A 12,405-nucleotide genomic window follows, 5' to 3' on the forward strand; every position below is an offset into this window, starting at 1 on the left:
CTCTTTTTAAAAAAAGCGCAAGCGCCTTGGCCAGCTCCGTTCCAAAACCATTTTTGTATGACTCTATATAGAAAAAAGACCGTTAGATTCCTTCCTATTTTATCATGAGAGATGATAGAAAGAAAAATAACGGCCTTAGGCTGCTTTTTTGTTATGTTATTGTAATCGAAATGATAAAGTGATTAATTTGTGTAACCCATCAGCATTCTTGCGTACGGTGAATCAGATGGGAGGACAATGACGGTTTCACCGTTGATTGTCTTTTTATAGGATTCCAATGTGCGGAACATTTTGTAGAATTCCGGGTCTTTAGAGAAAGTCTGGTTGTATACTTTAGCAGCTTCCCCTTCCCCTTCGCCTCGGATGGTTTCAGCGTCTGCTGATGCCTTTGCCAGAAGCTCTTTCACTTCCCTGTCCGTCTGGGCGATGACTCTGTTTTTCTGGGCATCTCCCATGGAAAGGTATTCCTGTGCCTTAGACTCACGCTCAGAGATCATTCTCGTAAAAACAGACATTTCATTTTCTTCCGGCAGGTCGGTCCTCTTCATTCGGACATCTGTCACAACGACTCCATAATTACCGCCAGCGAGCAGCTCATTGACTTTTTCAGTCACCCTGTCATTCAATGAACCACGAGATGACTTTTCATCATTGATTATTTCGTCATAGTCCAGCTTACCAAGCTCAGAACGGACAACCGAATAGATGAATTCCTCCATTCTCGATTCCGCACCCTCTAGCGTTCTCGCGTTTGAAATCATCTTTTTAGGATCTTCAATTCGCCATATCGCATAATTGTCAATCAGCATTCTCTTCTTGTCCTTCGTGTTGATTTCCGCCTGGGAAACATCATATGTCATCTGGTATTTAGGCAATGTCGTGACACTCTGGATAAACGGGACTTTGTAATTCAAACCAGGTTCTTTGATGATCCTAACAACTTCTCCAAATTGCCTTACCACTTTATACTCGCCTTGTTTCACGATGAAAACATTAGTGAAAATGAAAACAAGCAGTGCAATAAGGATGACCAGGAAGATTCCAAATTTGGTATATTTTCGCCAGGAACCACCACTGCGTTCATTAATATCAATCACGTTTTGATCAGCCATTATTCTTTTCACTGCCTTCCTGTTCTGACTTAGGTTTATCTCCTTCAAGCGGGCGAATCGGGAAATACTTCATCGTATTGCCATCATCATTCATGATGTAAATCTCCGTTCCTGGCAGGACTTGCTCAAGCGTTTCTAGGATTAAACGCTGTCTTGTGATGTCCGGATTGTTTTTGTATTCAACTAGCAGCTTGTTGAATACAGCGACGTCACCTCTAGCCCGTTCGATCCTCGCAGCTTTTTCCCCTTCCGCTCTTGAGATCAGCGCATCCTTTTCCCCCTGGGCTTCGTTCAACTTCTGGTTGCGGTATTTCTTTGCTTCATTTATTTTCGTATTCATGGTTTCACGCGCATCTGTAACATCAGTAAAAGCCTTGCGCACTTCGTCATTTGGCAATTCAACATCCTGGAGCTTTACACCGAGGACGGATACACCCATATCATACTTTTCAATCAACGATGATAATAAATCACGGACTTCCGCTTCGATTTCTGCTTTTCCCGAAGTCAATGCTTCATCAATTTCTGAACTTCCGATAATGCTCCTTACAGACGCTGAGGTAGCATCATACAAGATTTCTCGTGGATTATCTGCGTTGTACAGGTATTTTTCCGGATCTGTTATTTTCCATTGAACAACCAGATCGGCAAGGACGATGTTTTCGTCACCAGTAATCATTTTTGTTTCATCTGGAAATTCCTTGATTTCTCCGTCCTTTTCCTCATAACCAAACTGAAGGCTGAAAGTTTCTTTCGATAATTTCTCGACACTCTGGATTGGCCAAGGCAGTTTAAAGTGCAAACCCGGTTCGCTGATGCCTTCCTCAACTTTTCCAAACGTCAAGATGACCGCCTGTTCTGACTCATCGACCGTATACCACGTCGTGAAAGCCGTAAGACCTATAATAATGGCCAAGACGACAATCCCGCTCGTCACGTAGATTTTTTTTAAGCTTACCATCTCATTCCCCTCTTCCTATGCTTTTGTCTATGTTTGTTTTTACGTTTAGAAATCGTAAAAGTTTCAAAAGAATGATAATTGAAAAACAGTTTTGTTACAATGGTGGTTTTTGTATACTGGTCCAAACAAATGAAAAAAGCACAAGCGGGGTCGGCTTGTGCTTCTTTCTAGCTCCTTGGATGAAGGGGTTTTCACTTAAGATTGTAGCAAGACAGTGTTAAGGATAAATAAACCTTTTGTTAAGTGAATGTAAATTTGGGGCTTTTTTTAATCCTACTGTTGATTTTTGTTCCAGCAGCTTCGCTTTCCGCAGGCACAATGAAAAAGCCCAATTCAGTTACGAATTGGACTTGCTAATTAGTTATTGTACACATTTGACTGTTGATTGTTTTTCCCTATTGAGGCAGCTTTTTAAAGAGCTTGATCGTAAAAGTTGTCCCTTTGCCTATCTGGCTGTCGACTTCGATATGTCCTTTATGTGCTTCAACAATGTGTTTGACGATGGCAAGGCCTAGTCCTGTTCCGCCAGAGTTCCGGCTTCTTGCCTTGTCCACCCGGTAAAACCGTTCGAAAATCCTCGTTATTTCGCTCTTCTCGATTCCTATACCGGAATCCTTGACCACAACCGAAATGGAATTTTCCTGGTCAGTTAAAGAAATCTCTACACTGCCGCCATTTGGAGTGTAGGTAATTGCATTGCTGACAAGGTTGATCAACACCTGCTTGAGCCTGTCTGGATCTCCTTCAATGACTGCCTCTTCGCTGGGCTGACTGAGCTTCAGCATAATATCCTTTTGTGCGGCTTTTCCTTTTAAAATCTCAATGACTTCATTTGCTTCTTTTACGAGATCAACTCTTCCATTAGTCAGTCGGAAACCATGCTGCTCAATCTTCGAAAGGTCGAGCAATTCCTGGATCAATACCTGAAGACGGTCACTTTCCTTTAAAATGATTTCGAGGAATGCTTCAAGTGTTGCCTTATCATGCATCGCACCATCCAGCAGCGTTTCCGAAAAACCTTTAATAGAGGTAATCGGTGTCTTAAGTTCATGTGAGACATTAGCCACAAAGTCCTTTCTCATCTGCTCCAGTTTCTTCAATTCGGTAATATCATGGAAAACGAGAAGGATTCCCTTCCAAACATTGTTTGTCCCGATAATCGGCACTCCATAAACTTCGAAATGGCGTCGTTCGATTTCCAATGGCAAAACAACTTGCTTCCGTACTTTTTGTTCTGTCATGAAAATCTCTTCGACCATCTGTGTGATTTCTTCATGATCAATTACTTCATAGTAAAGTTTGTAGAGGTATTCAGAAGCCTCCACATTAAAAATTTCCTTGTAAGGCTTATTAATCAAGTTGATAAAGCCCCTGCTGTCGATTAGAATCAGACCGCTGCCCATATTTTCAATCAGTGTGGTCAATCTGTCTTGCTGGGATTCTTTCAGCTTCATCAGTTCCTGAAGATTTCTGGCAAGGATATTGATAGACGAACTCAGCATGCCCGTTTCGTCAATATGATCCTCATATGTCCTGGCCCGATAATTTCCTTTTGCCAACTCGATCGCGACGTTTGTCGCTGACTCGATCGGCTTCGTATAGCGGTTGGTGATCCTTGTACCGAGAAGGATGATGACAATTAGCGCCATGCCAAGGCTAACGGTAAGAATCCACCATATTTGACGATAAGCTTTCTGAAGCTCATCAATCTTTGTTGTTAAAAAAACATAGCCTTCTTTTTCGCCATCATGAATGAGGGGACTCCAATAATAATGCAGGTCAAAGCCTCCGCCAACTTCCAGGTCGCTCTGCTCTTCAGGAGTGTCTTTAACGATGTCGCCAATAATATCCCTGTGCCTGTTGATTTTCGTGCTTGATAGTTCACCTGTGTCATAATGGATGTCACCCTCAAGATCAACGATGGTGATCCTTGCGTTAAGCAAGCCGCTCATCCGTGAAATTTCTTCAGTATCCAGCGATGCGAGTCCTCCATTTTGTTCGATATTGGAGGTTAAAAGATTCAGTTCAATTTTCAGCCGTTCATTGAATGAGTTAATATAGTAATTCTTGAATAATTGCCCTAAAAGCAGGCCCAAGCCCACCAACACGATGATGATCAGGGTAATGAGGGCAAACAAGAGACGCGTTCGGTACTTTGTCATTCTCCCTTTGGTTCCTCCAGCTTATAGCCAAGTCCTCGTATAGTTTTGATATAGGATGGTTTTTTCGTATTCTGTTCGATTTTTTCCCGTAAGTGGCTTATATGTACATCTACAATTCTTGTATCTCCTGCAAAGTCATAATTCCACACAGCGCTGAGCAGCTGGTCACGAGTCAGCACTCTGCCTTTATTCTTTGCCAGGTAAAGAAGCAGCTCGAATTCTTTCGGAGTCAATTCAAGCAAGTTTTCCATAAAATAAGCTTCATAGAAATCCGGCATGATTTTAACATCACCAATCTTGATTTGCCCCTCATCCTCCAACTTTCCCTCCACTATTTCGGGCTGAGTCTGCGTTCTTCTGAGAATAGCTTTTACCCTTGCTACAACCTCTCGCGGACTGAACGGCTTAGTCATGTAATCATCAGCGCCCAATTCCAGACCAAGCACTTTGTCAAATTCATCATCTTTTGCCGTCAGCATCAGAATCGGAACATTGATTTTCTGCTGCCTGAGCAGCTTGCATACCTCCATGCCATCGAGCTTCGGAAGCATCAAATCCAAAACCATCAAATCTGGTCTTTCATCAGCAGCAAGGCGGATCCCTTCCTCGCCGTCCATTCCTGTTACCACTGTAAAGCCAGCTTGTTCCAGATTATACTTCAGCAATGTCACAATAGACTGTTCATCATCCACAACCAAGACCTTCTTGTTCATATAAGCCTCCAAAAAAGTTATTACCCCTGTTTCATCCAGACTCTTTTCTCAAACTTTGCTGCTAGTGGCTACAAAATTTGATTGAATGACCAATGTTTCTCGAGAAAAGAGCTTGCAAACTTAATACCAACCAACAAATTGACTTTTAATCACGTTAAAATCGGCTTTAAGATTTTAACAACAAACTTACGAAAACAACTTTCATCCAATAGTTCTATTTACATTATAATATCAACCCAACCGATAAAATCAAATTATAAAACAAAAAGGGATGCACAATTATTGTACATCCCGAAAATTTAAAAGTTTTCTAATGCTTTTCCTTCCATACGCTGGACTGGATATGGAGGACAGACGAGCAGCAGCCCCTTTACAACTGTCTCATCTTCTTCATTTTTTCCAGTAACCGAAATTTCAACATTATGCTTACTCCTGATCACTTCGGTAACTTCAAAAAAGAATTGTACTGTACCATAATGGTATACAGGCTTCACATACTCAATATCCTGCTTCAGAATATGGCTCCCTGGTCCCGGGAGATATTTTGAAACAGCTGAAGTGATGATTCCATTCAGCATGATTGCCGGAACAATCGGTTTTTCATAAGGCGTCTGTGACGCGTAATCATGCTGGATATATAAAGGATTGGCATCATTCGTCAATCCCAAATATAAGAGAAGGTCTTTATCTTCGATCTTTTCTGTTAATGTTAATTTTTCTCCGACAGTGATTTCTTCTATTTTCCTGCCAAGCTTACGTTTTCTTCCAAGCAGCATAGCATTTACCCCTTTGCAATAGAAGTTCAGGAATGTTCATTCCCATCTCTTGTCCCAAATTCATATACTTTATAATTTTTGTAAAAAAATCGGGGAATATTCCCCGATTTTTATTTACTATTAAATACGCTATCGATTAAGCAAGTACAGCCATGACGTTGCGGACTGCTTCTGCAGACTTATCAAGTGCTGCTTTTTCTTCTGCAGTCAATTCAAGCTCGATTACTTTTTCGATCCCGCCAGCGCCAAGGATTGTTGGAACTCCAAGGTAAATTCCTTCGTATCCATACTCTCCTTCTAGATATGCAATAGAAGGCAATACCCGTCGCTGATCCTTCAAGATAGCTTCACACATTTCAACCAGGGAAGCTGCCGGCGCATAGTAAGCGCTGCCATTTCCAAGTAGGTTGACGATTTCGCCGCCGCCTTTGCGAGTGCGTTCAACGATGGCATCAAGGCGTTCTTTTGGAATAAGTGTTTCAAGAGGAATGCCCCCTGCATATGAATAACGCACAAGTGGAACCATGTCATCGCCGTGGCCACCAAGAACGAAACCTGTAACGTCTTTAACAGATAGGTTTAATTCCTGGGCTACGAATGTACGGAAACGAGCAGTGTCCAATACGCCCGATTGGCCGATTACGCGATTTTTAGGAAAGCCCGACTCTTTGAAAATAGTGTAAGTCATCGCATCAACTGGATTAGTCAATACAACGATGAAACTATCAGGGGAGTGCTTGGCAATTTCCTGGGCTACACTTTTCATGATTTTTTGGTTCGTCTGGACAAGGTCATCACGGCTCATGCCAGGTTTGCGCGCAATACCAGCTGTAACAACAACGATATCTGAGTCTTTCGTATCTTCATAGCTGGAAGTACCGGTAATATTCGCGTCAAAGCCTTGGACTGGGCTCGCTTCTAGCATATCAAGCGCCTTACCCTTTGTAGGGTTTTCCATTTGCGGGATATCGACTAATACTACATCCCCAAGTTCCTTCTGTGCTAGCAAGAATGCTGTTGTTGCTCCTGTGAATCCTCCACCAATGACTGAAATCTTTTTGCGTTTCAATGACATAAGGCTTCCTCCTCAGAACGAATATATTTTTAAAAATATATGTTATTTATGTAAAGGCTATCCTTAAAAAGGATAGCCTTCCGCACATTTTTAGCCCATGTTCTTGATCAGTTCATCACCGAACTCAGAAGTCTTGACTTCTGTAGCGCCATCCATCAAACGAGCGAAGTCATATGTTACAACCTTTGATGCAATTGATTTTTCCATTGACTTGACGATTAAGTTAGCTGCTTCAGTCCAGCCAAGGTGCTCAAGCATAAGAACGCCTGAAAGGATAACAGAAGATGGGTTAACTTTATCCAAACCAGCATATTTCGGAGCTGTACCATGTGTCGCTTCGAAAATAGCGTGGCCAGTTTCATAGTTGATGTTTGCTCCAGGAGCGATACCGATACCGCCTACCTGTGCTGCAAGTGCATCAGAAATGTAGTCTCCGTTAAGGTTCATTGTTGCAACAACATCGAACTCTTTCGGACGTGTAAGAATTTGCTGAAGGAAGATATCTGCAATCGCATCTTTAACGATGATCTTGCCAGCAGCTTCAGCATCAGCCTGAGCTTTGTTTGCTGCATCAGTACCTTGTTCTTCCTTAATCTTGTCATACTGAGCCCATGTGAATACCTTATCACCGAATTCCTTTTCAGCAAGTTCATATCCCCAGTTTTTGAACGCGCCTTCTGTGAACTTCATGATATTGCCTTTATGTACAAGCGTTAATGACTTACGGCCTTCTGTGATGGCGTAATTGATCGCTGAACGTACAAGGCGCTCTGTTCCTTCTTTCGAAACAGGCTTGATTCCGATACCTGAAGTTTCAGGGAAACGGATTTTGTTTACACCCATTTCGTTTTGCAGGAATTCAAGAAGTTTTTTGACTTCATCAGATCCGCTTGCATACTCGATACCAGCATAGATATCTTCAGTATTTTCACGGAAAATAACCATGTCAGTGTCTTGAGGACGCTTTACCGGAGAAGGAACACCTTCGAACCAGCGAACAGGGCGCAGGCACACGAATAGATCCAATTCCTGGCGCAATGCAACGTTAAGAGAGCGGATTCCGCCGCCGATTGGTGTTGTTAAAGGTCCCTTAATCGCGATTAAGTATTCATTGATCAACTCTAAAGTTTCGCTTGGAAGCCACTCACCAGTTTGGTTGAATGCCTTTTCTCCAGCAAGAACTTCCTTCCAGACAATCTTGCGCTCACCCTTGTATGCTTTTTCAACAGCAGCATCAAGAACGCGGACAGAAGCTGCCCAGATATCTGGACCTGTGCCGTCACCTTCGATAAAAGGAACGATTGGGTTGTTTGGTACGTTTAAAACTCCATCTTTAACTGTGATTTTTTCACCTTGCATATTATTCTCTCCCTCCAAAATCCTAATTCATTAACATAATCAAAGGTTAGCAGGCGCGATTGCCACTAACCTTCTTTTGGGAAGCCGTGTATCCTCGAATTATTAAGAAATTGTTTGGATAACCAGCTTCCTTCACTCTCCTATTAGAACAATTTTTCACTGAAAAGTAAAATATTGCTCCTTTATCTCTGATAATTATCTCATTTCGATGGCAACATATTCTTGCTTGCCAGGACCTGTATAGTCTGCACGAGGGCGGATCAGGCGGTTGTTGTCATACTGTTCGAGGATATGTGCAAGCCATCCTGAAACACGGCTTACAGCGAAAATCGGCGTGAACAGGTCATGGTCGATGCCAAGGCTGTGGTATACAGATGCTGAGTAGAAGTCCACATTTGGCGGAAGATTCTTTTCGCCTGTAACGATTTCTTCAATCTTAGTGGACATTTCGTACCAGTGAGGTTCACCAGTCAGCCCAGTCAGCCTCTTGGACATTTCCCTCAAATGTTTCGCGCGTGGGTCTCCCAGGCGGTATACGCGATGTCCAAAGCCCATGATCTTTTCTTTGTTCGCAAGCTTTCCGCGGATTGCAGGCTCAACATTTTCAAGAGTGCCGATTTCAGTAAGCATTTTCATAACTGCTTCATTTGCTCCTCCATGAAGAGGGCCTTTCAATGCACCGATCGCAGCTGTAACACCAGAATAAACATCAGATAGTGTTGCAACACAGACACGCGCAGTGAATGTTGAAGCGTTAAGCTCATGGTCAGCATGAAGCACTAGCGCCTTGTTCATTGCTTCTACTGCTATTTCATCTGGCTCTTCCCCAGTCAGCATGTAAAGGAAGTTTGCCGCGAAGTTAAGGTCTTCTCTTGGCGCGATTGGCTCAAGACCTTTCCTTACTCTTGCGAAAGCCGTAACGATAGCTGGCATCTTAGCCTGGAGGCGGATTGCTTTGCGGTAATTCGCTTCTTTTTCCATTACATCTGATTCATCATCATATAACCCTAAAAGAGATACAGCCGAGCGAACTGCAGCCATCGGATGGACTTTATCGATCGGGTACATCTTGAAATGCTCAAGAACTTCCTTTGGCAAAGCGGCATTCTCTGCAAGCTGCTTTTTCAATTCGTCCAATTCTGCTGCTGTAGGAAGCTTACGGTGCCATAATAAGTAAATCACTTCTTCGAAACTAGCATTTTCAGCCAGATCGTCAATGTCATAGCCTACATAAGTCAGCGTGTCATCGATAATAGAGCTGATAGAAGATGTTGTTGCCACTACCCCTTCAAGACCACGTGTTACTGTCATACTCAATCTCTCCTTTGTAGTTAATTTCCCCATATCCCATTTTGTCTGCATAATAATTTGCTGTTAAATACAGCGATATCAGAAAAAAGAAATTTCTGACACTTTATACGAAAAGCCGGACCATACGCCGGCGACAGACCGATTCCAGCCGAAATGCCCTAAACACGATGGGTATCGAGCGCTTGCTCAGGCAACCGGCAAAAAGAAAATGCTTACATTTTGTTAAATAAAAAAACCGTGGATACTTTCTCCATCCCCAAGCCTATGAAGGGGGATGGAAGCAGTTACAAGTCCTATTATAAACAATTATCTGACATTTGTGAATGAAAACAACTTAAATCAATATAAAATATTATTTTACAAAAAGGCTATTTAAATAATTCGAAGATTTTCATAGCTGCAAATGCAATGCCAGCACCAATCAAAGGACCAACTGCTACTCCTTTGAATAATGATACGGCCAGAATTGTTCCCAGGACAAGAGCGGTCGTTATATGGGGATCTTCGGCCAGCAAGGTAACTCCGCCTTTCGCAAGCAGAGCAACTGCCATACCGGATATTAGTGCAATCCATGCATAGGGTGACTTGAAAGCACCACCTAAATCTTTGAAGCCAATATCACCGCTGGCAATGGGTGCTAGGACAGCAATAGTGATAACCGTCACTCCCCAGTTAATACCCTTACCCTGGAGCAGCGAAAATGTTTTGGCTTCAACACCCGCAATCTTCATCACAAGCAGGACCAGTACCGCAATAATTAACGATTGGTTTTTCGCCAGAAAAGCAATCGCCAATAAAGTTAGTAAAAAAAGCATAGGCTCAAGCATAAATTTGTCATCCCTCCACGGTTAAAACTATTGTAACATAATTAAAAATATTACACCAAACAGGTAGGATTAAAGGTTGTTGCACCAACTGATTATACGCTTTTGATGATTGTTTAAATGCACAATTTCACTTTTGAAATAAACTGCTTCGAGCTAAATTCATTATTTAATTGACAGCCTTTTTACGAATTCCATATCTAAAGTTTCCCGGACGCTAATAAAATAACTTTGTTTGCATCTCTGCACATCAAAAAAGTCATTCTCTAAGATATTTTGTATTTTAAAGGAATTTTTTAAATTTAATCGAATCTTTTAAAAATATAAGCCGTATATTTTAGGAAACTTTCAGGACTGGCATCAAGCTTTTAAGATATACAAACAGTATTGGCATCCAGTTGGCCATTCCAAAAGGAGGAACCTGTTTGAATCTAGTATACCTACATAGGACATTACGTTTTATTTTCGTTATCGGTATCGTTATAGCTGGCGCACTTGCACTTTTTTTCGTTTCCAAGGTAACTTACCCATTCATCATCGGCTTCCTGATTGCTTTTATGATGAATCCGCTCGTCAACTTTTTCCAGGAGCGGGCAAAAATGCCCCGGTCTCTGGCGGTACTCATTTCACTTGTGTTGATCATGTTGGTGTTCGCAGGACTGATCACATTGCTTGTTGTCGAGATAGCTTCAGGAGCTGAATATTTAGCGAAGGTTGTTCCTGAACATCTGGTTACTTTGATTGATTATATTGAACATTCATTTGCTGCTCAACTAATTCCACTTTACAACCAGCTAACAGGCATGTTCCAAAGTCTTGAATCGGGGCAGCAGGATACTATAATGGATAATATCCAAAACGTTGGCGCAACCATCGGGACAACGACAGGGAATTTCATCAAGGACTTTTTTGAAAAAATCCCCAACATTCTGTCCTGGTTCCCGAATGCAGCAACTGTCCTTATTTTCTCATTATTAGGCACTTTCTTCATAAGTAAAGACTGGTATAGATTATCGGCGATGGGTACCAGGTTTTTGCCTAATCGAGCAAGGACGAGCAGCAAGACTGTTTTTGACGATTTAAAAAAAGCATTATTTGGTTTTGTCAGGGCGCAGGCTACACTGGTGTCGATCACTACCGTCATTATCCTGATTGGTTTGCTGATCCTTCGTGTCGATTATGCCATCACGATTGCCCTGGTTACCGGTATCGTTGACATCATTCCATATCTCGGTACAGGTGCTGTCTTTGTCCCGTGGATCATTTATGAGGCTATTGCCGGAGAGATGAGTACTGCCATCGGTTTAGGGGTCTTGTATGTTGTCGTATTGGTACAGAGGCAGATCATGGAGCCAAAAATACTCTCATCAAGCATTGGGCTTGACCCGTTGGCCACCTTGATTGCTTTGTTCGTTGGCTTCAAGACCATCGGTTTCCTCGGACTGATTGTCGGTCCAGTCATTCTGGTGATTTTCAATACACTGCAACGCGCGAATGTGTTCCGGGATATTTGGGCATTCATCAAAGGCAAAGATGAAGTGATTATAAAATAAGTTTATTACTTCAAGCTTATCCCAATCAGCATCTATTCTTGGAATGAAAAACCCTTTTCACCTAAAAAATAGATTGAACAAAAAACGCCAACCCAGTCGGTTGGCGTTTTCTATTTGTCCAGCTTCAGCGCTTGCGATCTTCTATGTTAACGAATTACTTTGATTGTACCTTTATCAATCCAGTTACGGAATAATCTGAGCATTAAAGCTTTGAAAAACTTCCTGGTCGGTGGTGCCAGAAGTAAAAATCCAAGAGTGTCAGTAATGAAGCCCGGTGTCAGGAGAAGAGTGCCGCCGACTAAGATGCTGACTCCATCCAGGATGACATCGCCTGGCATCATGCCTCTACTTAACTGGTCCTGAGTTCTTCTTATCGTTTCCAAACCCTGCTGCTTGGCCAGAAATGCCCCGAGGAAACCTGTAAGGATGATGAGAAGAATCGTCGGCCAAATCCCAATCGTTTGACCTGAAAGAAGCAAGACACCAATCTCAGCAGCCGGGACAATAACTAAAAACAAAAAAATATATTTCATTCTCCACCTCAATGTTTTGGAATAGC

11 protein-coding genes are annotated in these 12,405 nt (G+C 42.3%); 1 reads left to right on the top strand and 10 read right to left on the bottom strand.

All coding sequences use genetic code 11. The annotated features are described in order from the left end of the window. Nucleotides 1–182: 182 nt before the first annotated feature. The 9 genes from hflC to CD004_RS16965 form a co-directional block, all read right to left on the bottom strand. Nucleotides 183–1,112, bottom strand: coding sequence for a protease modulator HflC (hflC, locus tag CD004_RS16925; protein ID WP_102263830.1), 930 nt, complete (start codon nucleotides 1,110–1,112; stop codon nucleotides 183–185). Then, nucleotides 1,105–2,073, bottom strand: coding sequence for an FtsH protease activity modulator HflK (hflK, locus tag CD004_RS16930; RefSeq protein ID WP_102263831.1), 969 nt, complete (start codon nucleotides 2,071–2,073; stop codon nucleotides 1,105–1,107). Before hflK ends, hflC begins: the two co-directional genes overlap by 8 nt. 395 nt (nucleotides 2,074–2,468) lie before the next feature. Further along, nucleotides 2,469–4,235 (bottom strand): two-component system histidine kinase PnpS, encoded by a 1,767-nt coding sequence (gene pnpS, locus CD004_RS16935; protein ID WP_102263832.1) that lies wholly within the window; start codon nucleotides 4,233–4,235, stop codon nucleotides 2,469–2,471. Continuing rightward, a complete protein-coding gene (locus CD004_RS16940) occupies nucleotides 4,232–4,948 on the bottom strand; it encodes a response regulator transcription factor (protein WP_102263833.1) in 717 nt (238 codons plus the stop codon). The genes pnpS and CD004_RS16940 overlap by 4 nt, the downstream gene beginning before the upstream one ends. A gap of 299 nt (nucleotides 4,949–5,247) precedes the next feature. Further along, nucleotides 5,248–5,724: a MaoC/PaaZ C-terminal domain-containing protein gene (locus tag CD004_RS16945; protein ID WP_102263834.1), complete on the bottom strand. Its 477-nt coding sequence runs from the start codon at nucleotides 5,722–5,724 to the stop codon at nucleotides 5,248–5,250. 136 nt (nucleotides 5,725–5,860) lie between these two features. Continuing rightward, nucleotides 5,861–6,799: a malate dehydrogenase gene (mdh, locus tag CD004_RS16950; RefSeq protein ID WP_102263835.1), complete on the bottom strand. Its 939-nt coding sequence runs from the start codon at nucleotides 6,797–6,799 to the stop codon at nucleotides 5,861–5,863. 90 nt (nucleotides 6,800–6,889) lie between these two features. Then, nucleotides 6,890–8,158 carry an NADP-dependent isocitrate dehydrogenase gene (gene icd, locus CD004_RS16955; RefSeq protein WP_102263836.1) on the bottom strand — a complete coding sequence of 423 codons (1,269 nt, stop codon included), beginning with the start codon at nucleotides 8,156–8,158 and terminating at the stop codon, nucleotides 6,890–6,892. Nucleotides 8,159–8,353: 195 nt separating this feature from the next. Beyond that, nucleotides 8,354–9,469, bottom strand: coding sequence for a citrate synthase (gene citZ / locus CD004_RS16960; protein ID WP_041966467.1), 1,116 nt, complete (start codon nucleotides 9,467–9,469; stop codon nucleotides 8,354–8,356). Nucleotides 9,470–9,837: 368 nt separating this feature from the next. Next, nucleotides 9,838–10,296 (bottom strand): DUF441 domain-containing protein, encoded by a 459-nt coding sequence (locus tag CD004_RS16965; RefSeq protein WP_041966468.1) that lies wholly within the window; start codon nucleotides 10,294–10,296, stop codon nucleotides 9,838–9,840. 422 nt (nucleotides 10,297–10,718) lie between these two features. Here CD004_RS16965 and ytvI point away from each other — a divergent pair, with 422 nt between their 5' ends. Beyond that, on the top strand, nucleotides 10,719–11,846 hold the full coding sequence (gene ytvI / locus CD004_RS16970; protein WP_102263837.1) for a sporulation integral membrane protein YtvI: 1,128 nt from the start codon (nucleotides 10,719–10,721) through the stop codon (nucleotides 11,844–11,846). 146 nt (nucleotides 11,847–11,992) lie between these two features. Here the strand turns inward: ytvI and CD004_RS16975 are convergent, their stop codons facing one another. Beyond that, on the bottom strand, nucleotides 11,993–12,379 hold the full coding sequence (locus tag CD004_RS16975) for an FxsA family protein (protein WP_102263838.1): 387 nt from the start codon (nucleotides 12,377–12,379) through the stop codon (nucleotides 11,993–11,995). Nucleotides 12,380–12,405 lie beyond the last annotated feature (26 nt).

It is taken from the genome of Mesobacillus jeotgali (assembly GCF_002874535.1).
Taxonomy (GTDB): Bacteria; Bacillota; Bacilli; order Bacillales; family Cytobacillaceae; genus Mesobacillus; species Mesobacillus jeotgali.